This window comes from Brevibacterium sp. S111 (genome assembly GCF_004745075.1).
GTDB lineage: Bacteria > Actinomycetota > Actinomycetes > Actinomycetales > Brevibacteriaceae > Brevibacterium.
The window spans coordinates 1-25669 of the sequence record NZ_RHFH01000016.1 but is presented as its reverse complement, the minus strand read 5'-3'; the positions used below and the strand labels follow the sequence as shown (position 1 = coordinate 25669).

General features: G+C 65.0%; 20 protein-coding genes and 1 tRNA gene. 15 read left to right on the top strand and 6 right to left on the bottom strand.

Going from position 1 to position 25669, the window contains the following annotated elements:
* The first annotated feature begins 304 nt into the window (after window positions 1–304).
* Both EB836_RS15575 and EB836_RS15570 read left to right on the top strand, forming a co-directional pair.
* The gene (locus EB836_RS15575) at window positions 305–1048 is read left to right on the top strand and encodes an SDR family oxidoreductase (protein ID WP_135542011.1); all 744 of its coding nucleotides are present in this window, start codon (window positions 305–307) and stop codon (window positions 1046–1048) included.
* A gap of 128 nt (window positions 1049–1176) precedes the next feature.
* Window positions 1177–2376 (top strand): acetyl-CoA C-acyltransferase, encoded by a 1200-nt coding sequence (locus EB836_RS15570; RefSeq protein ID WP_135542009.1) that lies wholly within the window; start codon window positions 1177–1179, stop codon window positions 2374–2376.
* A 349-nt stretch (window positions 2377–2725) separates the two neighbouring features.
* Here the strand turns inward: EB836_RS15570 and EB836_RS15565 are convergent, their stop codons facing one another.
* Window positions 2726–5749 carry an HNH endonuclease gene (locus EB836_RS15565; protein ID WP_240690051.1) on the bottom strand — a complete coding sequence of 1008 codons (3024 nt, stop codon included), beginning with the start codon at window positions 5747–5749 and terminating at the stop codon, window positions 2726–2728.
* Window positions 5750–6102: 353 nt separating this feature from the next.
* Between EB836_RS15565 and EB836_RS15560 the strand changes: the two genes are divergently transcribed.
* From EB836_RS15560 to EB836_RS15535, 6 genes are all read left to right on the top strand, one after another.
* Window positions 6103–7419, top strand: a complete 1317-nt coding sequence (locus EB836_RS15560) for an MATE family efflux transporter (protein ID WP_135542007.1) — start codon at window positions 6103–6105, stop codon at window positions 7417–7419.
* The gene (locus tag EB836_RS15555; protein WP_240690049.1) at window positions 7416–8297 is read left to right on the top strand and encodes a GNAT family N-acetyltransferase; all 882 of its coding nucleotides are present in this window, start codon (window positions 7416–7418) and stop codon (window positions 8295–8297) included. Before EB836_RS15560 ends, EB836_RS15555 begins: the two co-directional genes overlap by 4 nt.
* A 277-nt stretch (window positions 8298–8574) precedes the next feature.
* Entirely contained in the window at window positions 8575–9789 is a 1215-nt protein-coding gene (locus EB836_RS15550) for an amidohydrolase family protein (protein WP_135542006.1), read from the top strand.
* A 194-nt stretch (window positions 9790–9983) separates the two neighbouring features.
* The gene (locus EB836_RS15545) at window positions 9984–10526 is read left to right on the top strand and encodes a VTT domain-containing protein (RefSeq protein WP_135542004.1); all 543 of its coding nucleotides are present in this window, start codon (window positions 9984–9986) and stop codon (window positions 10524–10526) included.
* Window positions 10527–10898: 372 nt separating this feature from the next.
* Window positions 10899–12290, top strand: a complete 1392-nt coding sequence (locus tag EB836_RS15540; RefSeq protein ID WP_135542002.1) for a sodium:proton antiporter — start codon at window positions 10899–10901, stop codon at window positions 12288–12290.
* A gap of 43 nt (window positions 12291–12333) precedes the next feature.
* Complete coding sequence (locus EB836_RS15535; protein ID WP_135542000.1) at window positions 12334–13641, top strand: MFS transporter; 1308 nt, start codon at window positions 12334–12336, stop codon at window positions 13639–13641.
* 283 nt (window positions 13642–13924) lie between these two features.
* Here EB836_RS15535 and EB836_RS15530 read toward each other — a convergent pair.
* A tRNA-Pro gene (locus EB836_RS15530) sits at window positions 13925–13998 on the bottom strand.
* 230 nt (window positions 13999–14228) lie between these two features.
* Here EB836_RS15530 and gcvH point away from each other — a divergent pair.
* The 4 genes from gcvH (at window position 14229) to EB836_RS15510 (ending at window position 17679) form a co-directional block, all read left to right on the top strand.
* Window positions 14229–14633, top strand: a complete 405-nt coding sequence (gene gcvH, locus EB836_RS15525; protein ID WP_135541998.1) for a glycine cleavage system protein GcvH — start codon at window positions 14229–14231, stop codon at window positions 14631–14633.
* Window positions 14634–15385: 752 nt separating this feature from the next.
* Window positions 15386–15778 (top strand): FHA domain-containing protein, encoded by a 393-nt coding sequence (locus EB836_RS18530; protein WP_240690058.1) that lies wholly within the window; start codon window positions 15386–15388, stop codon window positions 15776–15778.
* A 10-nt stretch (window positions 15779–15788) separates the two neighbouring features.
* Window positions 15789–16274, top strand: a complete 486-nt coding sequence (locus tag EB836_RS15515; RefSeq protein WP_135541994.1) for a bifunctional nuclease family protein — start codon at window positions 15789–15791, stop codon at window positions 16272–16274.
* Window positions 16275–16284: 10 nt separating this feature from the next.
* Window positions 16285–17679 carry a 3-deoxy-7-phosphoheptulonate synthase class II gene (locus tag EB836_RS15510; protein WP_135541992.1) on the top strand — a complete coding sequence of 465 codons (1395 nt, stop codon included), beginning with the start codon at window positions 16285–16287 and terminating at the stop codon, window positions 17677–17679.
* Window positions 17680–17848: 169 nt separating this feature from the next.
* Here the strand turns inward: EB836_RS15510 and EB836_RS15505 are convergent, their stop codons facing one another.
* Complete coding sequence (locus EB836_RS15505; protein WP_135541990.1) at window positions 17849–19918, bottom strand: PASTA domain-containing protein; 2070 nt, start codon at window positions 19916–19918, stop codon at window positions 17849–17851.
* The gene (locus tag EB836_RS15500) at window positions 19915–21186 is read right to left on the bottom strand and encodes a LysM peptidoglycan-binding domain-containing protein (RefSeq protein ID WP_240690048.1); all 1272 of its coding nucleotides are present in this window, start codon (window positions 21184–21186) and stop codon (window positions 19915–19917) included. Before EB836_RS15500 ends, EB836_RS15505 begins: the two co-directional genes overlap by 4 nt.
* A 125-nt stretch (window positions 21187–21311) precedes the next feature.
* On the opposite strand from EB836_RS15500, the gene EB836_RS15495 reads away from it, so the two are divergent.
* Entirely contained in the window at window positions 21312–21662 is a 351-nt protein-coding gene (locus tag EB836_RS15495; RefSeq protein ID WP_135541988.1) for an Rv2175c family DNA-binding protein, read from the top strand.
* Window positions 21663–21714: 52 nt separating this feature from the next.
* Here EB836_RS15495 and EB836_RS15490 read toward each other — a convergent pair whose 3' ends face one another.
* Window positions 21715–23058, bottom strand: coding sequence for a polyprenyl synthetase family protein (locus EB836_RS15490; protein ID WP_135541986.1), 1344 nt, complete (start codon window positions 23056–23058; stop codon window positions 21715–21717).
* Entirely contained in the window at window positions 23055–23600 is a 546-nt protein-coding gene (locus EB836_RS15485) for a hypothetical protein (protein ID WP_240690046.1), read from the bottom strand. The genes EB836_RS15490 and EB836_RS15485 overlap by 4 nt, the downstream gene beginning before the upstream one ends.
* A 60-nt stretch (window positions 23601–23660) precedes the next feature.
* Here EB836_RS15485 and dinB point away from each other — a divergent pair, with 60 nt between their 5' ends.
* On the top strand, window positions 23661–24896 hold the full coding sequence (gene dinB, locus EB836_RS15480) for a DNA polymerase IV (protein WP_135541984.1): 1236 nt from the start codon (window positions 23661–23663) through the stop codon (window positions 24894–24896).
* Window positions 24897–25027: 131 nt separating this feature from the next.
* Window positions 25028–25435, top strand: a complete 408-nt coding sequence (locus EB836_RS15475) for a DUF3040 domain-containing protein (RefSeq protein WP_135541982.1) — start codon at window positions 25028–25030, stop codon at window positions 25433–25435.
* The last annotated feature ends 234 nt before the right edge of the window (window positions 25436–25669 follow it).

Genomic DNA, 25669 nt, shown 5'->3' with positions numbered 1-25669 from the left:
GATTTTCGACGAGATTTTTGAACGTTCGATAATCAATCAGATTCGTCGCCTTGTTTCCGTAAAAGGCGAGGTGAGGCGTGGTGCGGAGCCGAATCCGGGGCGCTCGCGCCGCCTGTGCGGCTCTGCTATCGCGCTGATATGCCCACACTTTGAGCAATCAATCGTTCAGCGACGAGAAATGGTCTAGAGTGAAAGCGGTTGCGCAAGAGACCCCGGTCACATCGGCACTGCAGCGGAGGGTGACAGCTCGTGATCGCGCGATACGACATTGATATCTGAGACCACTATTCTGAGGAGCACGAATATGACTCGTACAGCTATCGTCACCGGAGGCGGACGCGGCATCGGCGCGGCAATCGCCAAGCGGCTCGGCGCCGACGGACTCAAGGTCGCCGTCCTCGACATGGGGCCGACAGACGACACCGTCGCAGCAATCAAGGCCGACGGAGGGGAAGCCCTCGGGCTCGAAGCCGATGTCTCCGACGAGGACTCGGTCAACGCAGCCGTCAAGCAGGTCGCTGACACCCTCGGTGCGCCCACCGTTCTGGTCAACAACGCCGGGATCCTGCGCGACAACCTGCTGTTCAAGATGTCGTATGAGGAGTTCAACAAGGTCCTCTCCGTCCACCTCGGCGGAGCTTTCCTCATGGCCAAGGCCGTCCAGTCGTACATGGTCGAAGAGAAGTTCGGGCGCATCATCTCGATGTCGTCGACTTCGGCGCAGGGCAACCGCGGGCAGACGAACTACTCGGCCGCGAAGGCCGGAATCCAGGGCATCACGAAGACCTGGGCCATCGAGCTCGGCAAGTTCGGCGTCACCGCGAATGCCATCGCCCCCGGCTTCATCGAAACCGACATGACGAAGGCCACGGCCGAGCGCGTGGGCATGGACTTCGACGACTTCGTCAAGGCCTCTGTCGAAGGCATCCCGGTTGCGCGCTCCGGCAAGCCCGAGGACATCGCCCACACGGCATCGTTCCTCGCCTCAGAAGGCGCCGGATTCGTCTCCGGTCAGGTCATCTACGTTGCCGGTGGGCCGAAGGACTGACCGTGAGCACCTGTTTGCGGGAAGCGGATCCCGCACGTCAGTGCCTGCTGGCGGGCAGCAGTTCTCGCAGGCCAGCACCATCCATGAACTCATGACGCGATGTTCGACATCTTCGAAAGGTTAGATCCATGAGAGAAGCAGTCATAGTCTCGACCGCGCGCACGCCGATCGGCAAGGCCTACCGCGGTGCATTCAACGACACTCAGGCCCAGGAGCTTGCCGGACATGCGATCAAGCATGCCGTTGAGCGGGCAGGTCTGGAAGGCGGTGAGGTCGAGGACGTCGTCTTCGGCGCCGCGCTCCAGCAGGGCAGCCAGAGCACGAACGTGGCCCGCCAGGCAGCGTTGCGCGCGGGTCTGCCCGTGACGGTCCCGGGGATGTCGATCGATCGGCAGTGCTCGTCGGGTCTGATGGGCATCGCCACTGCTGCGAAGCAGGTGCTCTTCGATGGTCAGGAGATCGTCGTGGGCGGTGGCGTGGAATCGGTGTCGTTGGTCCAGAACGACAAGATGAACATGTTCAGGGCGAAGGATCCGTGGCTCGAAGAGAATGTTCCCGGCATCTACTACCCGATGCTGGCCACCGCCGAGGTGGTTGCTGAGCGCTACGGCGTCAGCCGTGAAGCTCAGGACGAGTATTCGCTGTCCTCGCAGCAGCGCACTGCTGCCGGTCAGGAAGCCGGCCGTTTCGACGAAGAGATCGTGCCTCTGCCGACGACGAAAGTCGTTGTCGATAAGGAGACGAAGGAGACTTCGCGACAGGAGGTCCTCCTCACAGCCGACGAGGGCAATCGTCCTTCGACGACGCTGGAGAGCCTGGCCGGTCTCAATCCGGTGCTCGAACCCGGTGTGGCATCGAAGGTTCCGAGTATCACGGCCGGAAACGCCTCTCAGCTCTCCGATGGTGCTTCAGCCTCGGTGGTCATGTCCAGCGAGGAGGCAAGTCGGCGCGGACTCGAGCCGATGGGTATCTACCGCGGTATGGCTGTGGCCGGTTGCGCGCCGGACGAAATGGGCATCGGCCCGGTCTTCGCGATCCCGAAGCTGCTGAAGACGCACGGTCTGTCTATCGATGACATCGATCTGTGGGAGCTCAACGAGGCATTCGCTGTGCAGGCGCTGTATTGCCGCGATCGTCTCGGCATCGACCCGGAGAAGTACAACGTCGATGGCGGCGGCATCTCCGTCGGTCACCCCTATGGCATGACGGGTGCCCGTCTCGTCGGGCACGCTCTCATCGAGGGACGTCGTCGCGGCGCCAAGTACGTCGTCGTCACGATGTGCATCGGCGGCGGCCAGGGTGCAGCCGGACTGTTCGAAGTCTGCTGATCTCGTACGACGTTTCATCCGCCGAGGTGCTCGAACCTTGGGCCGCTGAGGAGCTGATGCTCCCAAGTGGTGAAGTCCCTGTGCGCTGGTGGCCCGAGGTGTTGTTGTGCTGATGCAATGGCCGTTCGCTGCGCGGACTCGCTGATGTGACGATGGTTCGCTGCCCGGACTTCCTGATGTGACAGCGGTCCGCCGCACCGATGATGCGCTGATGTATTGAAAGGTTGACGCGCTGGAGGGCTGAGAGTCTGAAGCGTCGACTGTTTGAGGGACTGACAAGCCGGTGGCATCTGGATTGAGATTGATCCAGATGCCACCGGCTTGTGTCGTACGGACTCGTGGCCGTGTATCAGAACGGCGGTGGTTCTCCGGAGTCCCAGAACCAGTCGCGGAGAACGGCGGACTCGTCGCCGGACTCGCTTCCCGCCCTATGTTCGGTCGGGGACTCACTTCCCCTCCGACGTTCGGCAGGATCGGTTGGGGCAGAAGGTTGGAAGCTCGTAATGGAGTGGGGATCGGCTTCTCTCCATCCGGGCTGTCCGTCGGCGGCAGCCGGCTCGGGGCAAGCCGATGCCCTCCGCCGTTCACCGGGGGTCGGCAGAGAACCGCAATCGGGCGAAGGCAATGGCTTCTCGTGCGACGACGATGACTTGTCGTGCGCTGACGATGACTTCTCGTTGGACGACGGCGACTTCCCGCCGGGAGCTGGCTGCTTCTCCTGATCGGGTGGCTTGTTCGTTCGGGGCATGCCGCGGCCGAAGCGTTCGAGGAACAGGCGCGCGTGCTCAACGTTGAGGGGATTGTCTGGAACGACGACTTCAACGGTGGCGCCCCGACGGAACACATATTCCAGATGACCGGGTTCGGTCATCCTGACGTCGTACTTTCCGTCGGTCTTCTGCTGGTGGTGGACCTTGCACAGGCAGTGGAGATTCCCGAACCGGGTGAGTCCTCCCTGACTCGGATCAGAGTGGTTGAAGGGGTCGATGTGGTCGATCTCTGTTGTCTCGGCGGGCCGAGTGCATCCGGGGAACGTGCAGGTCACGAACTGTGCGACCAGTGTTCTTCGAATGCTGTTGGGGATTGCGTAAGTCGTCGCCTTCGCGTCGACGGGAGTGCCGGTCGCCGGGTCGGTGAGCAGGCGAGTCCAGGTGGTGGAGTACCCGGCGACCCTGCGTGCCATATCGGCAGGGATCGGGGATCCGTCCGGCAGTGTTCCAGCGAGATTGCACACCTCGTCCGAAGTCAATGGTGCGTCGGAGGGCGGTAGCTCGAATGTTGGTGATGAGTCGGTCGGCGGTGGGTCGAATGTTGATGGTGCGCCAGTGGGTGGTGGCTCGGATACAGGTGGTGCGCCCTCGGGCGGTGGCTCGGACGTTGGTGGTGCTCCTGAGGGTGGGGGAGCAGCGGCCTCGCCGGCGTGAGCATCGACGTGGTCTCCGTCGCATTGCTCTTGGAGCTGGCTGAGCAGGGTCAGCATGGGCACGGTGATGAAGGTCCGTGCCTGATTCGACAGCCAGTACTCGTTCGTCGGCATGTCCAGGAGGAACTCGAAGCTGATTCGACGGGCTCCTTCGTGACGGATCGGCAGTCCGAACGCGTCGGGAGAACCGACGACTGCTTCGCCTGTGTCTTCGCCAGCGGGTCGTGCCCCGCTGGCGCGTGATCCGATGAGGGAAGCGAGAGCGCCGGTCAGTTCCTCTCCGACGGGTTTGTTGGCCGCTGGGCCGGTGCTGTCGCTCGGGGTGGTGCGGCTGCTGAGAATGGCTTCGAGGAGCTGTGACTCAAAGGCACGATGGGCTGGGGTGATCTGTGAAAGGTCGGCGGTCTCTGGCCGACTCGCGACGGGGTCATCCTGGGCTCTGGCGGACTCCGCCTGTGTCTGGTGGGAGTATCCGTTGGCGTCCATGTCATCGAAGACGCGCTCGATGAGGTCGAGCAGAGACTCGCCCTCACGCAGAGGGACGCCGTCGATCCCGGAGAGGAGCCCGTCGAGTGGGAAGTCCGTATTCGTCGACTTGCCGTCAACCCCGTTGGTGCTGATGATGCGCAGCTTCATCTGCGGTCTCGTCCGGGTGAGGATGTCGAACATGAGCGCCGAGATCGATCGGTCGTCATCGAAGCAGTCTCCGTCCTTCAGCTGGCCGGAGAAGGCACTGGTGTTGCTCTTATAGACGGCACGCGCGAATGCATCCAGTCTCCGGTAGCAGGCCTGGAGTTCGGGCGCGGGCCCGGTCAGGGTGAGGTAGGCGGTTCCGTCGTCACCGGCGGAATAGTCGACGCGACGGCGCAGGGCGACGCTTTCGAGGGTGTCGTCGGGCGGCTGGGTTGCCGCAATCTTGAGTGCGAGTGAACGCTTGAACGTCTCGATCGTGATATCGGCGCGCCGCCTGGCCAGAAAGTTGTCGATCGCGGGGAAATGCTCGAAATGGAGATCGCGGCACGCGCGGGTCACACAGTCGACGTGTTCGATGGTGAAATCGCCGTCGAGGCAGCGGCGCAGGAACTTCGGCAGTCCGTGCGCAAATGTCATCGCCGAGGTCATATGGCGAAGCGAATTGCTCGTCGTGGCTCCGAGCAGGCTGGAGTACACGCCGGCCTCCGTCATCTCGATGTTGCCGCGCAGCCACGTGAAGAACGTGAGCTTCGGGTCGAAGCCGGGGAAGTCGGGCAGGGGTTCGGGGCTGTCGAGCAGCTGTTGAGCCAACATGCGCACACGACGCAGGTGCCGGCCCGCGGCGCGGTTCTTCTTCCGTCCTCGTCCTGTGCCGAACTTCGTGCCGGTCTCCGCTTCGACCTGAGCCAATGCCGTCGTCCAGGCGAGAGTCTCAGCGGCCGTGAGCTGACCCGTGAACGAGCGCCGGCCGGCGTCGGCGGAAGGCGCCGACGCACGGGAGCGTTCCGCCGCAACCGATGGGGACGCTGATGGAGACGAAGACTCCTCGACGGCTGGTGCGCTCGCCTCCTCGCCGGTCGGGGAGCCACCGCCTGCAAGGGCCCTGTTGCCGTGAGCATCCTCCGCGGCGCTTTCCGCGCAGCCAGCGGATGTCCCGGGCACGGCACCGCAGTGGCGTGTGACGGTCTCCGTGAAAGGGGCGAACTCGTAGACAGAGTCAGGCTTTCCTGCCTTGAGGCCGAGGACATAGGCCACGTCTTGGACGACCGCTCGGCTGGTGGCGATGAGGGAATTGAACTGAGCGAGACTGCTTTCGGTGTAGGCACGGAGCAAGTCAATGAGGTCGCTGTCTTCGGCGATCTCGAGCCGACGACCATGCGTCCGGCGGTGCTCAGCCAGGAGTTGAGCGTCCGCGTCGGCAGGGGGAGCAGCAGGCAGGATCGATGTCGAGCTGTCGTTGTTGCCGATGGTCTTCATCGGTGCTGCCTCTCTCCACGTCTCTGTGGAAGTCGAGCGTCGGGAAAGTCCCTACCTCAATTATACGATCAGGAGATAGAGATGAATATTACTATCTGATTACAAATAGAACAGCCAGTCACAAACAGTCCGTCCAAATAGCTTGACTGCAAATCCATTCATCTCTCCGTTGTTTGTCATCCCACAGTATCGTTCGCCACTGACACGAGATTCCGAGCAGGCTCTGCGCTCGGTCCGACGGCTGCCCGGTCAGTGTCCCCGACCCTGCGTCCACCCGACCTGCATTCCCGACACAGCGGTCACTCCACTGCTCACTTGGGCTCTCGGCGAGGGCGATTCGTTAGAATCGACCTGTGGCAGCGATCGACAAGAACATTCTCCGTTTGGCCCTCCCCGCACTCGGAGCCCTGATCGCCGAACCGATTTTTCTGCTCACGGACACGGCTATGGTCGGCCACCTCGGCGCGGGTGCTTTGGGATCACTGGCGATTGCCTCGACGATTCTGCAGACGGTCCTCGGTCTGATGATCTTCCTCGCCTATGCCACGACCCCGCGCGTCGCCAAACGGATGGGATCGGGGGACCGGGCGGGAGCGATCACGGCCGGCTTCGACGGAATCTGGCTCGCCCTGTGCACTTCGGTGCTGCTCATCATCATCGGACTGCCCCTGTTGGACACCGCGATCGCAGCTTTCGATCCGGGGCCGGCGATCACCTCGGGGGCGCATTCCTACCTGGCGATCTCCTGGTGGGGTCTGCCGTTCATGCTCACCGTCATCGCCGCCACCGGACTCCTGCGCGGGCTGCAGGACACGAAGACCCCGCTGATCGTCGCGGCCGTCGGATGTGTGGCGAACATCGGCCTCAACGCGCTGTTCATCTACGGGCTCGATATGGGTGTGGCGGGTTCTGCGATGGGCACAGTCATCGCGCAGGCCGGGATGTGCACCGTCTACATCGTCATCTCCGTGCGTGCGGCCAAGCGTCTCCACGCCACCGTCCGCCCCGACTGGTCGGGCGTGTTCACCTCGGCGAAGACCTCCGGCTGGCTGCTCGTCCGCAACATCTCGCTGCGTGCCGCACTCATCATCCTCGTGTTCATCGCCACATCGATGGGCACCACGGAACTCGCCGCGATCCAGGTCGCCCAGAGCATCTTCTTCGCTCTCGCTCTCGCCCTCGATTCGCTTGCCATCGCAGGCCAGGCGATGATCGGGCTCGAGCTGGGGGCGAGGAACGCCGAGGCAGTCGCCGCGATCAACCGGCGACTGTGCCTGTGGGGAATCGTCTTCGGCCTCGTCGTCGGCGTCATCCTGTTCGCCGGCTCCGGCATCATCCCGCGGGCCTTCGCCTCTGACGCCGAGGTGGTCACCGAACTGACCGCACTGCTGCCGGTGCTGGCGGTGAGCATGCCGATCGCCGGGTACGTCTTCGTCCTCGACGGCGTTCTCATGGGAGCCGAGGACGCGCGCTACCTCGCTCTGGCACAATTGGTCGCTGTGGTCGGGTATGCGATCCTGCTCGTTCCGATCGTCGCACTGTGGCCGGGCGCGCCGGGACTCTGGGCCGCATTCTGCATCGGATTCGTCGGCCTGCGCGCCGTGACCTTGGGTTGGCGAGTCCGCAACCGGGCGTGGATCGATCGCGCCGTTGAGAAAGGAATCTCATGACCGCTGGGAAGAACGAAGCTCAGGACCCGCAGACCACCCCCGCCGAGGCTGGGTCCTCCTGGCTGCGCGGACGGATCCGTCCGCTGCCGGCTGGGGCCGACGACGAAATCTTCCTGCCCTTCCTCGACCTGTGCTTCAACTGGTCCATGGACCAGCCGCGCATCGAGATCGACGAGCTCCGCTACCGCAGCGACGCCGTCTTCTACTACCGCGATTGGGGACGCGACGGTGACATCGCCGTGGCCGCCCACGCCGAGGCGGACACCGACTCGCCGATCGTCGGGCTCGCTTGGGTGCGCTTGGCCGATATCGCCGACGTCGTCGGCAAGGTCGACGAACGTGTGGGCGGGGACTTCGCGGCGGCTCTGGGGAAATCCGGCGCCGAGGTGGTCCCCAGCGAGATCGTGACCGACGCAGCGGGAGAAGCTGAGAGTACGGCCGGTGCGGGTGAGGCTGAGGGCACAGGGGCTGCCGACGGTGCGGGTGAGGCTGACGGTGCGGGCGAGGCTGACGGTGGAAGCGTGGAGGACGAGACCGCTGACACCGCCGCCGCGGAAGCAGAGGGGGAAGGTGCCGAGACGGCGTCCGCCGATCTGACACCGGCCGACGATGCTGCGCCCTTCACCGGGTACGGCTGGGTCGCCGCTGACATCCCCGAGCTCTCCGTCGCAGTCCTCCCCGAATACCAAGGGCAGGGGATCGGCGGCGCCCTCGTCGACACCGTGTGTGCGCTCGTGCGGATGAGCGGATACCCCGCAGTGAGCCTCGCCGTCGAAGACGGCAACGGCGCAGCGAAGCTCTACACCGACCGGGGCTTCGTCTCGGTCGGTCGGAATGGGGGCTCCGACGTCCTCGTCCGACGACTCAAGACGGACTGACCCTACACGTCGGGCCCGGAGCGTGGTCCCGACGTGTCAGACAGTCGCGTGCGAGTCTGACCGCCAACATCACTCACGGCCTCACAGTCTCACAGTCTCACTGCCTCGCTTCCTGGCTGCCTCACCGCCCCACGGCCTTACTGCTTCACGGTCTCGCTACCTCACAGCTTCACGGCCTCACTGCTTCACTGTGTACGGGCGGGGGAGTCCGTGATAGATGTGAAGGATCGGCTGCACACGGCCGACCAGTTGGTTTTCAATGATGAGGAGCACGCCCATGGTCACAGTTCTGTCCCACGCCACGGTCTTCGACGGCACCCGATTCCTGCCCGGCACCCGGGACGTCGTCCTCGACGGAGGGCGGGTCGCCTCGGTGACGGAGGGCGGCCAGGGATCGCACAACGCCTCAGATGACTTCGTCGACTGCACGGGCCAGACGATCATCCCGGGAATCATCGACTGCCACGTCCACTTGACGAGCTCGGGGGCGGCCTCGTCCTCGAACTTCCACGATCCGTTCTCGCTGCAGTTCTACAACTCCGTCGCCCATATGGAGTCCACGCTCAAGGGCGGGGTGACCACGGTCCGCGACGCCGGCGGCACCGACCTCGGGGCGAAAGTCGCCGTGGAGACAGGCGTGGTGCGTGGGCCGCGGCTGACGATCGCGGTCAACATCATGTCCCAGACCGGCGGCCACGGAGACTTCCACCTCGTCTCCGGAACCGAATCGCCGTTTCTCGGCCCCCACCCCGGCCGACCCTCCGGCGTCGCCGACGGGCTCGAAGGCGTGCAGAAGAAGACGCGCGAACTGCTGCGGGCAGGTGCCGACCACATCAAGATCTGTTCCACCGGTGGGGTGCTCTCGCCGCGGGACGATCCTCGCCACTCTCAGTTCACCGAAGCCGAGATCGCAGTCATCGTCGCCGAGGCGGCCGCCCAAGGCGCCCATGTCATGTCCCATGCCCAGGGCGCGCCGGGAATCAAGTCCGCCGTGCGTGCGGGTGTCCGATCGATCGAACACGGAATCTACCTCGACGACGAAGCCATCGACCTCATGCTCGAACACGGCACCTACCTCGTCCCGACCCTGCAGGCCCCGCAGGCAGTGATCAAGGCCGCCGAGGCGGGGGCGAGCCTGCCCACCACCGTCGTCGACAAAGCCCACCGTGTCGTCGAAACGCACCAGAACTCGATCGCCCGCGCCCATGAGGCCGGGGCGCCGATCGCGCTGGGCACCGACGCCGGAGTCGGCCCACACGGGCAGAACCTCGAAGAGATCAGCCTGCTCGCCGAGGTGGGACTCTCGACCGTCGAAGCCCTCTGCGCCGGGACCTCGGTGGCGGCTCGTGTGCTCGACGATGATCGGGTGGGTCACCTCGGCGAAGGCGGGCTGGCCGATCTCGTCGTCGTGGAGGGGGATCTGCGCACGGACGATGTCCGCGGGATCGAGAGCCGGGTCAATGCCGTCTACCTCGAAGGCGTGCTCGTCTGAACCGTGGTCGACTGTCTGCCCGGCGGTCCGGTGCTGGGTGAGCGGGCACTGAGCGGTCTGGGGCTTGTCGGTCCAGCGGCCTCGACGCGTGAGATCGGTCTCCACCGATCGTCTGGTGAGGGGAACCTAACTTAACAGGGGTATGATGGGTGGAGCCGAATCGTCGATGCCGAGCAGGAGGAACGCGCCCACCGATGAACCCCCTCGACTGGTCATTCCCGATCGCCGTCACCTGGCTGATCATGTTCGGCATCATCATCTGCCGTGCCGGCGGCACCTTCCTGCTCGGGCGTCTGGCACGCACCGGAATCCGCAAGATCGAACGCGTCGACAAGATCATGTCCGGATCGAAGTACCGGAAGGCCGAAGGCATGATCGAACGCTTCGGCGCTCCGGTGATCGCGGTGAGCTTCCTCATGATCGGTGTGCAGACCGTGCTCAACCTCGCAGCGGGGACGACGGGAATGAGCTACCGGCGGTACCTTCCGGCGCTCGCCGTCGGCGGAGCGATGTGGGCGACGATCTACTCGACGGTCGGACTCATCGGCTTCAAAGCGCTTGCCGCCGGATATCAGGCAGCTCCCGGCCTCACCGTCGGGCTCGCCGTGTGCTTCGCCCTGGCCATCATTGGTCTGGTCATCGGACTGAAGAAGCCGACCGAACCCACCGAGGCGGCCGCCGGAACCCGCTCGGACGCGGGGCCGAACCCGTCGAATACCGAACCCACCGGCGCCTGAGCCCCCGTGCCGGGTTGCGCACCGGCGTGTGGGCACCCTCAGTGACGTGTCGGTCTGACGCAGTCAGAGTGGGCACCCTCAGCGCGGAGTAGTGCACTGACGCTGTCACAGTGGGCCCCCTCGGTGATGTGTCGGACTGACACGGTCAGAGTGGGCTGCCTCGGTGAAGCTGTCGTGTACTTACCCGGTTACGGTGGGCCGCCTCGGCGAGGTGCGCGTGTCCGGCAATCGCCGTGGTGAGCGGCCTCGGGAGGTTTCCGTCCACCTGGCAAGTCGAGGATGGAACCTGTCTCGTGGTTCAGTAGAGTGGTGCTCTGTCAGCGTCGACAGGACGAGAGCGCTCGTCGACAGTAAGAGAAGGAGGGTCCGCGGATGGTCGTGGCCTGGTGGAGCATCATTCCGTTCGTTCTGCTGCTCGGGTGCATCGCGGTGCTCCCCTTGATCCCGGCTACTGAGAAGATCTGGGATCGCAACCTCGTCAAACTCATCGTCGCGCTCGTCCTCGGCGTGCCGATCGCGGTCTGGTTCCTCATCGGCGGAGAGGCGACCACCGTCATCGATGCGCTCCTCGAATATTTCCAGTTCATCGTGCTCATCGGCAGTCTGTTCGTCGCTTCGGGCGGAATCTTCCTCGTCGGCGACATCAAAGCGACGCCGAGGAACAACACGATCTTCCTCGCCGTCGGTGGTGTGCTCGCCTCCTTCATCGGCACCACGGGTGCGGCGATGCTGCTCATCCGACCGATCCTCAACACGAACCAGGACCGCAGACACCGGACCCACACGGTCATCTATACGATCTTCATCGTCGCGAACTGCGGCGGTCTGCTCACGCCGCTGGGCGATCCGCCGCTGTTCCTCGGCATGCTGCGCGGTGTGCCGTTCGAATGGACCTTCGGACTGTGGCCGTACTGGCTGTTCGTCAACGTCTTGCTGCTCATCAGCTACTTCGCCCTCGACACGAAGATGTATGCGCGAGAGCCGGAGGAGGCTCTGGCGAAGGACGCCGAGTACGTGACCAAACTCGGTCTGCGCGGGGCCAGCGGTCTGATCTTCCTGGCGATCATCATCCTCGCCGTCGCCTTCATCCCCTCGGTCGACATGCACGCGGTCGAAACCGGGCACGCGACGTTCGCCGACTATGTGCCCTGGCGCGAGCTCGTCATGCTCGGCTCGGCGGTCACGTCGTTCCTCGTCGGCGACCGGGGCGCAAGATTCAACCTCAACAAGTTCACCTGGACGCCGATCCTCGAAGTCGGTGCCCTCTTCATCGGCATCTTCCTCACGATGATGCCGGCGCTGCAGTACCTCAGCCAGGTCGCGCACAAGATACCGCTCAACGAGATCTCGCTGTTCGTCTTCACCGGCGGGCTGTCCTCGGTGCTCGACAATGCGCCGACCTATGTCACCTTCTTCGAGATGGCCTCTCAGGTTCCCGGCGAACCGCAGGTCGCCGGCGTCGCCGAGACCCTGCTCATCGCGGTCTCCCTCGGCGCAGTCATGGGCGGAGCCGTGACCTACATCGGCAATGGACCGAACTTCATGGTCAAGTCCGTGGCCGACTCTGCGAATGTGGCCATGCCGAGCTTCGGCGGCTACGTCTGGTGGTCGCTGCGCCGCCTCGTGCCGATCCTCGCTTCGATGGTGCTCATCTTCATGACGGACGGCATCTGGCTGCCTCTGCTGGGCGTGCTCCTCGGACTGCTCATCCTCGGGCAGGCCGGACGCGACCTGCGCGGGGCGAAGGTCTCCTCCGGCTCATGAGCCTCGGCGAGGTGAGGCAGGTGCGTCGATTGGCGGGTCCGGTGTGCCGGTAGGCGGCGGGCACGGACCCGGTCCGCGGGCAGCCGCCGGCGTCGGCCTCTACTTCGCTGGGAACGGGGCCGTCTTCGCCGGGCTTCTGACCTGGTATCCGCTCCTCGTCGAACGGCTGGGACTGAGCTCCTGGCAGTTCGGACTCGTCGTCGCCTGCTTCGCGGTGGGCTCGCTGCTGTCCTCAGCGCTGCCGGCCGCGCTCATCGCCCGCTTCGGAGCTCACCGGGTCGTGATCGGCGGGACGGTGTTCCTCGGTGCGGCCGCTGCCGCGACCGCGTGGTCGGTCAACGGCGTGATGATGGCACTGTGCCTGTTGCTGCTGGGCTGCTGTGACGCGATCGTCGATGTTGCCCAGAACGTCGTCGGCATCGCTGTGCAGGAGAAGCTCGAACGCACGATCCTGTCCTCGATGCACGCGCTGTGGAGCCTCGGCGGACTGCTCAGCGGCGCCGCCGCCACGGCCGCGGCGAGCTCGGGCGCGGACATGCGGGCGTGGTTGGCGGTCGTCGCCCTCATCGCGGTGGTCCTCACAATGATCGGACGCCGGCTCATCCGCGACGCCGCGTCGCCTCGGCGAGTGATCGATTCGGATGCCGACGGACCCGTGGGCGATGATTCGCGGGAAGACTCCGGTGCGCGAGATGCTGCCAGGGGCGAAGCCGGCAGGGGAAAGGAGTCGGACGGGTCGTCGGAGGAATCGTGGTCGGAGGCGTCGTCACGGGCCGGCCGATCGAAGCGCGCGGTCCTTCTCGCAGCATTGCCGTTGGCGATCGTCGCGATCTGCGGGGCCGCGGTGGAAGACATCGCGAACAACTGGGCGGGACTGGCCGCCGTCGAGTTCGCGAACGTTCCGGCCGCCTCGGCGGGTATCGCCTTCAGCATCGTCATCGGCAGCCAGTGCCTCGGCCGGTTCAGCGGGGACGTCCTGGTGACGCGGTTCGGTGCCGGACGGATTGCCCGGATCGGCGGCGGACTCATCGGCATCGGCGGGATCGGCGCAGTGTTCGCGCAGGAGCCGGTCATGCTGCTCATCGGGATGGTACTGCTCGGCTACGGTTCGGCGACGCTCGTGCCCGGCGCCCTCGGGGCGGCTGCACGGTTGCCCGGTGTAGGACGGGCCGGGGGAGTGACGTTGGTGAACTGGCTGATGCGTGTCGGCTACCTCGGCACGAGTCCGCTGGTCGGCGTCATCGCCACCGAGGCAGGACTGCGCTGGGGCCTCGGGCTGCTCGTCCTCGTCGGCGTGCTCACCGTCGTCTTCGCCCGCAGGCTCGACGTACCCGGGGCCGGCCGAAACTGAGCTTCGACCTCGACCGCACAGGCCACACGATTCGCGGCAGGATCGACCGGTTGGCTGCGCCCGCCTGCCGTGCCGACCAGGTTTGGTGCGCCCGTCTGTCACATTTCGTACATCCCATCGGGTTCGAAACTGATGAGGTGTACGAAAAGTGGTGGGTGAGAAGCGCGGAGTCGAATAAAGCTGCTTTGCGACAGATTGGATGCCGCAGAAAGCCAGGAGACGGGCGGGAAAAGAAAAAATGTGCCGCGTCATCGAGTGAACGATGCCGCGACACATTCGAGCGTCGGGCTAGCGGGATTTGAACCCACGACCTCTTCACCCCCAGTGAAGCGCGCTACCAAGCTGCGCCATAGCCCGTTACCGTACTCCCTCGTGGGCAACGAGAACCAGCTTATACCGATCAGGGGCCAACTGCCAAAACCACGTTCCGTGACCTTCGAAAAGCAGGTATCATCCCAGGTGGATACCGAAGAACCAGGGGCTGGCGTCGCCAGTTTCGGTGACTCGGTAACATTTCCGTTTCGTGATTGTTATGAAAGTGGACCAGGCGGCTATGCTTGGTACACCGACAAACTAGAGGAGTCGACATGGCAGATCTGGATTATCCAGTGTCTTTGCGGTACTCGCGCGACCATGAGTGGATTGCGACTACGGAGGACAATGCGGTTGTCCGTGTGGGTATCACTGATTTCGCACAGGAGCAGCTGGGCGATGTCGTCTATGTCGATCTGCCTGCCGTCGGTGATTCGATCGCTGCTGGTGAGTCCTGCGGCGAAGTCGAAAGCACGAAGAGCGTCTCAGACCTCATCTCCCCAGTTTCCGGGACCGTCACCGAGGTCAACGAGTCGCTCGACGACTCACCGGAGATCGTCAATTCATCGCCCTTCGAAGACGGGTGGATGTACCTTGTCGAACTCAGCGAACCTGAGCAGGTCGAATCGCTGATGGACAGCGAGCAATACAAAGAGCTCATTCAGAGCGAGGAGGCATAATGTCGCAGAATAACGATCAGAATCGTCCGACCCCCTCGCAGCCCTGGTACGACAACGGTCAGGTGCCGCAGTCGAAGAAGTTTCCGTTCGGCGCCGGCAGCGGCGACGACTCGGCGACCCGCGTGAATCAGCAGGTCGACCCGAACGGTCAGCCGAACACCCCTCCCTTCGGGCAGCAGCCTGCCGACGGCGCCCCGCAGGCACCGCAGTACGGCAACGGCCAGCAGGCCGGCAATGGTCAGCAGTACGCCGGCACCCCACAAGGTGGTCAGCAGTACGGGGGCACTCCACAGGCCAGCCAGCAGTACAGCAACGGACAACAGCAGTACGGCGGCACTCCACAAAGCGGTCAGAACTTCGGCGGCACCCCGCAGGGTGGCCAGAACTATGGCAACGCCCAGAACTTCGGGGCCTCCCAGCCGGCCAACCAGCCCTATGCGAACAACGGCCAGGGCAGTCAGGGACAGCCGCAGTATCAGCCGCCGCAGAACCAGTATCCTCAGCAGGGCTATGGACAGCCGCAGTCCGGCCAGCCGCAGGGTAGCCAGCCCCAGGGGAGCCAGGGCCAGCAGCAATACGGTTACAACGGCGCCGGTCAGTACGATCCCAGCCAGCCGCAGGGCAACCAGCCCCAACCGGGCAACCAGCCCCAACCTGGCAATTACGGCCAGCCGCAGTCCGGCCAACCCCAATCGGGCCAACCGCAGTCTGGCCAGCCTCAGGGGGCTCCGGCCGGAGGACAACGCGACCAGATGAGCGATTCGGGCAGCCAGCAGTTCCAGGGCATCCTCGATCCGCATACCGGTGAGATCCAGCCGGTGCCCGACCTCGAAGGTCTGCAGGACGCCGATGCTCTCCTCGTCGTCGTGTCGGGACCGGACTCGGGCTCACAGATTCTGCTCGACACCGATGTGGTGACCGTGGGACGCAGTCCGAACGCGGACATCTTCCTCGATGACGTCACCGTCTCGCGTAAGCATGCCGAGTTCATCCGGACTCCCAGCGGCTTCACACTGCGGGACACCGGTTCGCTCAACGGTACGTATGTGGGCCGGCAACTCATCGACTCCATCGAACTGCAGAACGGAGCCGATGTGCAGATCGGTAAGTTCCGAATGATCTTCCAGCAGCGTCCGCGCTCCTGACCGGGGGATAATGTCAAAAGTTGAAGTCGAGGTTGTCGGCGTCCGCATCGAAATGCCCGCCAATCAACCGATCCTCCTGCTCAAAGCCAGCGAGCCCGCGTACTATCTGCCGATCTGGGTCGGTGCGATCGAGGCCAATGCTCTGTCGATCGCGCAACGGGGTCTGACTCCGCCGCGTCCGATGGCGCATGCTCTGCTGCTCGACGTGCTCACCAAGTACGAGGCAGAGCTGACAGACGTCACGATCACCGGCAAAGACGGTCAGATCTTCCTGGCGGAACTGCACACGAATGACGGGAAGTCGATCTCCGCACGTCCCTCGGACGCGGTGACACTGGCGTTGACCGCCGATTGCCCCGTCTACGTCGAATCCCAATTGCTTGAAGAATCCGGAATCGAAGCCCCCGAAGCCGATGAAGAGGAAGTCGCACAGTTCAGAGACTTCCTCGACAACGTTTCGGCCGAGGACTTCGAAACCGGCTCCGAAAACCCATGAAAGTGAAACATTGAGCCTCCACACCGATCCGGTCCTGTCCAACAGAGAAATCGCCGCTGCCGGCAATGACAATCTGCGCGGTCTCGATGACTGGCGCGAAATGGATCCGAAGCAGCAGCCGACCTATCTCGACAGTGCCGCGCTCGACGAGGTGCTCACAGACCTGCGCACCTCTCCTCCGCTCGTCTTCGCCGGAGAAGCCGATGTGCTCAAGCAGCGTATCGCCGCGGCTTCGCGTGGGGAGGCTTTCGTCCTCGCCGGCGGCGACTGCGCCGAATCCTTCGACGGAGCCCAAGCGGACAAGATCCGAGCCCGGGTCCAGACTGTGCTGCAGATGGCAGCCGTGCTCACCTATGGCGGATCGATGCCCGTGGTGAAGATCGGACGCATGGCCGGCCAGTTCGCGAAGCCCCGCTCAGCGGATATGGAGACCCGAGATGGAGTGACCCTGCCGTCGTTCCGCGGCGACATCGTCAACGGCTACGAATTCACCGAAGAATCCCGACGCCACGACCCGGAACGACTGCTCAAGGCCTACCACGTGTCCGCGTCGACGCTGAACCTCATTCGCGCCTTCACGCAGGGCGGATTCGCCGACCTGCGGTTCGTCCACGATTGGAATCGGGGATTCCTCGCCTCGAATCCCGGCTACCAGCGCTACGAGCAGACGGCCGCCGAGATCGACCGCGCCATTCGCTTCATGGATGCCTGCGGAGCCGACTTCGACGCGCTCAAGACCACCGAGTTCTATGCCGCCCACGAGGCGCTCCTCCTCGAATACGAACGCGCGCTGACTCGCATCGACTCCCGGACGGGCGAAGCCTACGACGTATCCGGGCACTTCCTGTGGATCGGCGAACGCACTCGTGAGGTCGACGGCGCACACGTCGACTTCCTGTCCAAGGTCCGCAACCCCATCGGCGTCAAGCTCGGCCCCACGGCCACGGCCGATGATGCTCTGGCCCTGGCCGAGAAGCTCGACCCGGATGCCGAGCCCGGTCGTCTGACCTTCGTCACTCGCATGGGTGCCGGTCAGATCGGCGAATCACTGCCCGCGCTGCTCGCCGGAATCGGTGACCAGCTGCCGCACGTGACCTGGGTGTGCGATCCGATGCACGGGAACACCATCACCTCGAACACGGGGTACAAGACTCGTCGCTTCGAGGACGTCATGGCCGAGGTCGAAGGCTTCTTCAATGCGCACCGCGATGCGGGCACGATCCCCGGCGGACTGCACATCGAGCTCACAGGCGACGACGTCACCGAGATCATGGGCGGCGCCACCGAGATCGATGACGAAGGTCTTCGCCGCCGCTACGAAACCCTCGTCGATCCGCGGCTCAATCACGATCAGTCGCTCGAGATGGCCTTCCAGGTCGCCGAATACCTCACTCGCAGACACTGATCGATCCGTTCCGGTCGAAGAGTGACAATGCCGGTGGCCCCGCAGATCATCTGCGGGGCCACCGGCATTCTGCTGAGGTGATCGGGAGCCCGATGCCGAGACCAGAGCTGCACGGTTCGATCCGAGCGAGTCCGACAGAGGCTGCCCGATCAGACTCGTCGCGCCGGCTCTACTTGTCCTTCGAGCTGTCCTTCTTGTCGTCTTTGGACTTCTCGTCCTTCTTCTCGTCCTTTTTGTCGTCCTTGGACTCTTCCTTCTTCTCCTTGCCCTTGGAGACACGGACGATGATGAGCGTGTTCGCAGGCTTCGACTCGGTGCTCTTCGGGAACTGCGACACGACCTTGCCCTTGGGCACGTCATCGGAGAACACTTCGTCCTTGCCGACACGGAAGCCGCGCTTGGCCAAGGTGGCATAGGCGGCGTCGAAGGTCAGTCCCTCGACATTGGGCACCGGGATCGGAGCAACGCCCTTGGAGATGACCAGATCGATCTTCTCGCCCTTCGACAGCTTCTTCCCGGGCTTCTGCGACGCAGAGATGACGGCATCCTTCGCGACCGTGTCGCTGTACTTCTCCTCGACCTTGCCGACCGTGAGCTTCGCCTTCTTCAGCGCCGCCTCGGCGTCGGAGCGGCTCAGGCCCTCCAGCTTGGGAACGGCGAACATCTCCTCGCCCTTGGACACAACGACCGTGACGGACGAGTCCGGTGCGAGCTCGGAGCCGCTGACGGGCTCGGTGCCGATGACGACCCCGGCGGGCACGGTGTCGTCGAAGACTTCCTTCGGCTCGGCCTTGAGATCGTTGTCCTCCAACTGCGAGGTGACTTCGTCCACCTGCTTGCCAGCCAGCTGACCGGGCACGATCGACGTCGGTTCCGGAAGGTTCGCGATGACCAGCCATGCCACGAGCGCGAGCACCGCGACGACGGCGACGAGCGCGGTGAGCACGCGACGACGGCGGCGACGGCCGGGGGACGCCGCGGTCGCGGCGGTTCCCGCGGATGCTGCGACTGCGGCACCGCTCGCAGCACCGCCGGAGGCGCCTGTCGCAGCACTGCCTGCAGCAGGCGCTGCGGCAGGCGACCGATCGTCGTCTGCTCGGGACTGTTCGTCTTCGTGCGTCTCGTCTTCGGAGGCCTCGTCTGCGTGCGTTTCGTCCCCGGAGCCGGACGCGACTGCGGCGGTGACGCCGCCGATGCCGGCTGCCGCAGACGCGATTCCGACCCCGGCCGCCTCGGCGCCGGTGTCGTTCTCGTCCTCATCCTCACCCTCGAGATACGGGATCTCGTCGGTGCGGGAGCGCTTCTCCTTCGGGACCTCCTCGCCGAGGTCGATGCTGGCGGTGAGCACGGGGGAGTGTTCGCCGGCGGCGACCTCCGGATCGCCGAGATCGAGTTCGGCCTCGCTCATCTCCGCTCGCGCCTCGGCCAGAGCCAGACGGAACTGAGCGGCATCGGCGGGACGATCCTCGGGGTCCTTCGACGTCGCCCACAGCACGAGCGCATCCAAGCGGGGGCTCAGACGCGGCACGACCTCCGAGGGCGGCGGCACCGTGTCGTGGACATGACGGTACGCGACCTGGATCGGCACGTCGTCGGTGTAAGGCTGAGCGCCGGTGAGCATCTCGTAGAACATGATGCCGACCGTGTACAGGTCGGTGCGGGAGTCGGCTCCGGCACGCGTGACGAGCTCAGGGGCGACATAGCCGACGGTGCCGATGAGCGTCTTCGTCGTCGTCGCCGTCGTCACCGCCCGGGCCAGACCGAAGTCGGCGAGTTTGACCTGACCGTCGGTGCCCAACAGCACATTGTCGGGTTTGAGATCACGGTGGATGATGCCGGTCGAATGCACAGCCTCGAGGGCGGCGAGGATCGCGTCGAGGACGACGATGGCCTGCCGGGGTGTGAACGTGCCGCGGTGCTTGAGTTCACGGCGCAGCGTCACCGAGGGCAGATACTCCATGACGAGGTAGACGATGTCGCCGTCGCGGGCCTGATCGTGGATGGCCACGAGGTTCGGGTGGGTGAGCCGACCGGCGTTGATGGCCTCACGGCGGAAGCGTTCGACGAACGTCTCATCGGAGATGAGGTGCTCGTGCATGACCTTGATCGCGATTTCGCGGTCGAGGCGCAGATCGGTGCCGCGGTAGACCATCGCCATGCCGCCGCGGGCGACCTTGGCGTCGATGCGGTAACGGTCGTTGAGGACCGTGCCGATGAGGGGATCTCGGCGGGCGGTCACAGAGCCTCCTGCATTCTCTGACGCTGCATCTGCACGGTGCGCACGAAGGCCTTCGTCTCCGCGAGCAGCCCGTCGGCGCGGACGGAGCGCAGATCCTGGTAGTAGCCGGCCAAGGCTTCGTTCTCGGATTCGGCGGTTTCGATGAGCCAGCCGAGGATGACGGTGCCGGCGACGATGTTGTCTTCGATGTCGAGCAGATCGAGTCCGCGCCCGACGATGTCACTGGCCCAACGGCCCGAACGCGGTGTGACCTGCATGATGCCGATGGCGTTGCCGGCCGAGACCGTCGTGTGCTGGAAACCGGACTCCTGAGCGGCGACGGCCAGCATGAGCGCAGGATCGGCACCGAGTTCCTCGGCGATCGAGGCGACGATGAGCCTCGCCTGCGCCGGCGCAGGATGGCGACGGTGCAGCAGGGTGTACTTGTTCAGTCGCGCCGCCCGCAGAACCGCCGGGCGGATGCCCTGCACCTGCGCACTGGCCGCGACACGGGGGATGTCCTGCGGGGGTTCGGGAGCGGTGCGGCGCGGACGAGCCGTCGAGGGCCGCAGCAGTAGCAGTTCGCCGACCTTGAGGTAGGAGTCATCGCCCATGGCATTGGCACGGCGCAGGGTCGCCGGGGAGATCCCGTGCCGTGCGGCGATGCCCTGCAGGGTCTCGCCGGGGGCGACGACGTGCGAAGGATCGTCATCGGGCAGATCGTTCTTCTCCGGCAGGGACAGCACCTGGCCCTGGTGGAGGTTCTGCCGCGGGGAGATGCGGTTGAGTTCGGCCAGAGCCGGCACCGAGACGCCGTGCTTGCTCGCGACACCGTAGAGGGTGTCGCCCTGCTTGCATTTGTAGGTGCGTCCGCCGTGGGTGACCGGAACGGTCGCACCGGCCGTACCGGAGATCCATTGCGGACCCATCGTCGGGGCGGGATTCCCTGAGGCCGGGCCCGTGTCGGTCGAATCCGCTGTGGTCGAATCGGCGTTCGAGTTCGCGGAACTCGCCGAGGCGGTCCCCGCCTCTTCGTCGGAGGCGGAATCTTCGTTGCCGGTGGGGTGAGGCAGGTCGGCAGCAGTACCCGCTTCGCCGGTGGGATCTGCCGGGGCGGCCGGGTCGTCGTCGGCGGGCTGGGCGGAGGGGGCAGCCTCGGCAGGGGAGTCGTTTTCGGGGTCGACGCGTTCGGCTCCTGGGATCGGCCCGGTCGAATTCACCTTCGAGGCGGCACGGATGTCAGGAGCTGCGGTGATGGGCACCTGCTGATGCCGTCGCGGTCGTGTCATCTGTCACCTATTGACTGTTGAATGGGGAAGCTACGGTCCCCAGCCTAACGAGTGGCCGCCGCCGACCCGAGCATTCGGCTCCGCATGGCGGGGTGTTTCTGCCGAATATTGCTACGCTTGGGCACGTGAATACCGAAGAACTCGTCCAGGACTGGGCCCCGCTGCCCGACATCGCAGAACTCACCGGACTCGGCATCTCCCAGGTGCGCCGCTTGCTCGAAGACGGCGCCATCTGCGGAATCAAAATCGGCAAGCCGAAGGTGCTGCAGGTTCCGCTGGCCTTCTTCATCGACGGTGAGGTGGTCAAATCGCTCAAGGGCACTCTGAACACCCTGACCGACGCCGGATTCGACGACGAAGAAGCCATCGTGTGGCTCTTCACCCCGGACGATTCCCTGCCCGGTCGTCCCATCGACCTGCTGCGCGTGGGCAACCGCAAGGAAGTGCGCCGCCGCGCCCAGGCCCTCGCCTTCTGAAGAGCCCGGACCCCCGCATTCTCAAGATCATGCCCTCGCGTTCTCAGGCAGTTCAGCTGGTGCGGTAGCTCAGCGCCTTCGCGAATTCCCGGAGTCGGTCCTGCGCGGCAGAACCGATGCGGATACTCGCCGAGGCGGCCGACACTTCCGCTGTCCCCGCAGAAAGCGGGGCGGTCGAGTCGGTCGAGTCCGCTTCCCCCGCAGCCGCCCAGGCATCGACGATCGCTGCGGCCTTCGCGTGCTGAGCGGCGATGAACTCTTCGACGGCACCGAGGCCGCCTGACGCGGTGATCATCTCCACACATTCGGCGACGTCGGCATCGGAGAGGTCTGGATCGCCCAGGCGCGCGGCGAGGACCTCGAACTGAGCCGGGGAGATCCGGGTCGCGGTTTCGGCGATGAGCACCGTCCGCTTGCCCTCCCTGATGTCGTCACCGGCGGGTTTGCCCGTGGCCTGCGGGTCACCGGCGATGCCGAGCACATCGTCGCGCAGCTGGAACGCCTGACCGAGAGGCAGGCCGAAATCGGAGATCTCGGCGAGCAGATCCTCTTCGGCCCCGGCCAGTGCCGCGCCGAGGAGCAGCGGCTGCTCGACCGAATACTTCGCCGACTTGAAGCTCAGGACCTCCCACGCACGATCGGCGATGCGAGCGTCATCGAGGGGGATCACCTCGGCGAGGACATCGAGGTACTGACCGACCATGACGTCCCGGCGGACGGTTCCGCGCAGCTCCCGGACCATCCGGGTGCTGCCCAACGTCTCCTGCGCACGTTCGAACAGCTCTTCGCTCAGTGCCAGGCAGATATCGCCGATGACGATCGACGCGGAGACGCCGAACGAGGCACCGTCGCCGTGCAGACCGGACTTCCTGTGGCGGGCCTCGAACTGTCGGTGCAGTGCGGGCTCGCCGCGACGGGTGTCCGAGTTGTCGATGAGATCATCGTGGATGAGCGCCGCCGCATGCAGCAGCTCGAGCGACCCGGCGGCCTGTGCCAAGCCCGTGGCCACCTCGGCGCCGCCTTCCGCGGCACTGCTGCCTTCCGAAGCAGCGTCGCCGACGACTCCTCCGGCGAGCTGGAAGCCCCACCACAGGAGGACGGGGCGGATCCGTTTGCCGCCGCGGGTGAACGCGATGAGCGATTCGCCGATCGCGTCCGCATCGGGGGAGATGGACTCGAACTCCGCAGCCTTCTCGGCCAGGAAGCTCTCGAGCTGAGCGGACACCGCGGCAGCGATGCTATGCGGCGAATCGAGCGCGGCGACGAGTGGGGACGGGCGGGATGAAGTCGGTGCCGGCTGTCCGGCACGAGCGGATGCCGACGGGCCGGAAGCTGCCGACGCAGGCAGACCCGACTCAGGGGTCTCGTCCCGCGTCACTGACTGGTCGTCGGTCATGAAACGATGTTTCCGCCGACGGTGACGATCGACTGCGCCTTGTCGGCGGAGTCGTCGGCAACGGTGACGACGAGGACGCTGTCGTTGTCCTTGTGCTTGAAATTCTGCACGCGGGCGCTCTTCGTCTTCACCTCGTCGCCGAGCGGTTCGAAGTCGGCCTTTCCGAGCTCCTCGTCGTAGAACTTGAAGATGTCCTTGGCCTCGGCCTTCGCAGCGACGACGAGGCTGACCTGTTCGGGCTGCTTCGTGTCCTTGTCGTTGTGCGCCTTGACGATCGAGGCCGAGAGGACCTTCGACTTCGGGTAGGGCTTGACGTAGTCGGGCAGATCCTTGACGTCGTTCGAGGTGTCGGGATCCTGACCGGTCGCTTCCTCCGAGGCTTCGGCCGATGCCGTCTCGGAGTCCGACGGAGTCGCCTGTGCAGAAGAGGTCTGTTCGCTCGTCGGGGTCGAGTCGGTCGTGCCCTCATCGGCTCCGGAGCAGCCCGCAAGGGCAAGAGCGGCGGCGATGGGCAGTGTCATGACAGCGGTGCGCGATACCATGATTCAAGAGTACCTGGACTGTTCGGCGGAGCCGAAAGGAACTGACGCGAGGGGCAGGCGATGAGTCGGAAGCAGCTGGCGCGATCCGGAGGTGACCTCAGTCGACTGGGCACCGACGACGTCGGTGCCACGATGCTCCATCTCGACATGGATTCGTTCTTCGTCTCCGTGGAGCTGCTCAGCCGTCCGCAGCTCATCGGTCGCCCCGTCATCGTCGGCGGTCGCAGCGGCCGCGGCGTCGTCGTCTCCGCCAGCTATGAGGCCCGAGAGTTCGGTGTTCACGCGGCGATGCCGATGTCCCGGGCGATGAATCTGTGCCCCTTCGCCGAGGTGATCCCGCCTTCGCACGGCCTGTATTCCTCCTTCTCCCGCCAGGTCTTCGACCTCGTCGCCGAGGTGACCCCCGATGTCCGACAGGTCAGCGTCGACGAAGCCTACGTCGACGTCTCCGGTGCGGTGCGCCGCCTCGGCTCGCCCGTGGAGATCACCACGCGGCTGCGGGAGCAGATCAGGCAGCGCACGGGCCTGAGTGCCTCGGTGGGCATCGCCGGCAGCCAGGTCGTGGCGAAGCTCGCTTCGACCCGAGCGAAGCCCAACGGGCAGCTGCTCGTTCCGGTGGCGAAGACCCAGGAGTTCCTCGACCCGATGCCCATCGAAGCCCTGCCCGGGGTGGGGGAGAAGACGCAGCAGGGCTTCTCCCGCTACGGTATTCGGCTCATCGGCGACCTCGCGGCCGTCGACGAGGCGTGGGCCGGACGCGTCTTCGGCGCTCACGGCCATCAGCTGTGGCGGGCCGCTCACGGTCAGGACTCCGGCGGATTCGACCGGCAGGCCAAAGAGCATTCGATCAGCGCGGAGAACACCTTCGGTGAGGACATCTGGGACCTCGACGTGCTCGAACATGAGCTGCTGCGACTGGCTGACAAGGTCGCCTACCGCGTCCGGGCCGAGGGGAAGGTCGCGACGACCCTGGGGCTGAAATACCGCCTCGGCGACTTCACCACTCTGTCGCGGTCGGTCACGCTCTCGGCTCCGAGCGATCTGGCGCGAGAGATGTACGAGGCGCTGCGGCCGGCGATGCGCAAGCTGCGCGAGCAGCGGACGCAGGGAGTCAGACTGCTCGGGGTGCGAGCGGCCGGCCTCATCGACTTCGCCGTCACGGGACGGCAGGCCACCTTGGATGAACCGGAGCATTCGGGCCGAGAAGCGGAGGTGGCCCTGGACGAGGTGAGGCGGCGTTTCGGGACCGAGGCGATCTCTCAGGCCTCACTTCTGCGCAAGCGGCAGGAGCCCTGACAGACGGTGAGCTGGACCATAGTCTGAAGACCCAGTGGGAATCCGGGCGATCAGCGGCCCCCGAGATGTTTTTTCGGTGCTCAGAGACTATGATTGAGTCAAAGACTTGAGTAGGGAAACGGGGGTTCGAGATGCCACTCTCCGATCACGAACAGCAGCTGTTGGATCAACTGGAGAAGCAGCTGCGCAGTGAAGACCCTCGTTTTGCACGCAATATCTCGGAAACCCAAGCCGCGGCAACGGGCCCGGGATTCTCCGCTAAGCGCTTCGTCCTCGGCATCCTCGTCACTCTGGCCGGACTCGCAGCGACGATCCTCGCGATCACGCTGGTGTCGGACTCGACCTGGTGGATCGCCCTCGGCGTCGTCGGATTCGGTCTCATGGTCGCGGGCATGTACTGGGCGTTCAGCCGTCCCGGTCACGTCCACACGACGCAGACGGAGGGCCGGACCGCCGGAGCGAAGACCAGCGAGAAGGGCAATGCCGGTTTCATGAGCCGACTCGAAGACCGGTGGGAAAAGCGCCAGCGCGGCGAATGACCCCGATCCTCACGATCAAGGCACTCTCAGAATGAGGGTGCCTTTTTCTGTGCCCGCCGACTTCATCCGCAAGGGGTTCGCGCGTTTCGCGGGTTATAGGCCAAAAAGTGTGTATGGGCAGGGCGTGTCGATGCTGGTTCTCACCGGGTTCTGCCGCCCCAGCCCTTCTGGATCCCATTGCCATCCTCGACGCTGAATCCCGTCCCGTAGAGAAGATTCGTCTCCTCTCGGCCC

Excerpts from the sequence above, each read along its gene's own strand:
- EB836_RS15550 (WP_135542006.1), top strand. The coding sequence starts at position 8,575 with ATGGTCACAGTTCTGTCCCACGCCACGGTCTTCGACGGCACCCGATTC.
- EB836_RS15485 (WP_240690046.1), bottom strand. The coding sequence starts at position 23,600 with ATGGTATCGCGCACCGCTGTCATGACACTGCCCATCGCCGCCGCTCTT.
- EB836_RS15545 (WP_135542004.1), top strand. The coding sequence starts at position 9,984 with ATGAACCCCCTCGACTGGTCATTCCCGATCGCCGTCACCTGGCTGATC.
- EB836_RS15475 (WP_135541982.1), top strand. The coding sequence starts at position 25,028 with ATGCCACTCTCCGATCACGAACAGCAGCTGTTGGATCAACTGGAGAAG.
- EB836_RS15565 (WP_240690051.1), bottom strand. The coding sequence starts at position 5,749 with ATGAAGACCATCGGCAACAACGACAGCTCGACATCGATCCTGCCTGCT.
- EB836_RS15570 (WP_135542009.1), top strand. The coding sequence starts at position 1,177 with ATGAGAGAAGCAGTCATAGTCTCGACCGCGCGCACGCCGATCGGCAAG.
- EB836_RS15555 (WP_240690049.1), top strand. The coding sequence starts at position 7,416 with ATGACCGCTGGGAAGAACGAAGCTCAGGACCCGCAGACCACCCCCGCC.
- EB836_RS18530 (WP_240690058.1), top strand. The coding sequence starts at position 15,386 with ATGAGCGATTCGGGCAGCCAGCAGTTCCAGGGCATCCTCGATCCGCAT.
- EB836_RS15490 (WP_135541986.1), bottom strand. The coding sequence starts at position 23,058 with ATGACCGACGACCAGTCAGTGACGCGGGACGAGACCCCTGAGTCGGGT.
- EB836_RS15540 (WP_135542002.1), top strand. The coding sequence starts at position 10,899 with ATGGTCGTGGCCTGGTGGAGCATCATTCCGTTCGTTCTGCTGCTCGGG.
- EB836_RS15500 (WP_240690048.1), bottom strand. The coding sequence starts at position 21,186 with ATGACACGACCGCGACGGCATCAGCAGGTGCCCATCACCGCAGCTCCT.
- EB836_RS15515 (WP_135541994.1), top strand. The coding sequence starts at position 15,789 with ATGTCAAAAGTTGAAGTCGAGGTTGTCGGCGTCCGCATCGAAATGCCC.
- dinB (WP_135541984.1), top strand. The coding sequence starts at position 23,661 with ATGAGTCGGAAGCAGCTGGCGCGATCCGGAGGTGACCTCAGTCGACTG.
- EB836_RS15575 (WP_135542011.1), top strand. The coding sequence starts at position 305 with ATGACTCGTACAGCTATCGTCACCGGAGGCGGACGCGGCATCGGCGCG.
- gcvH (WP_135541998.1), top strand. The coding sequence starts at position 14,229 with ATGGCAGATCTGGATTATCCAGTGTCTTTGCGGTACTCGCGCGACCAT.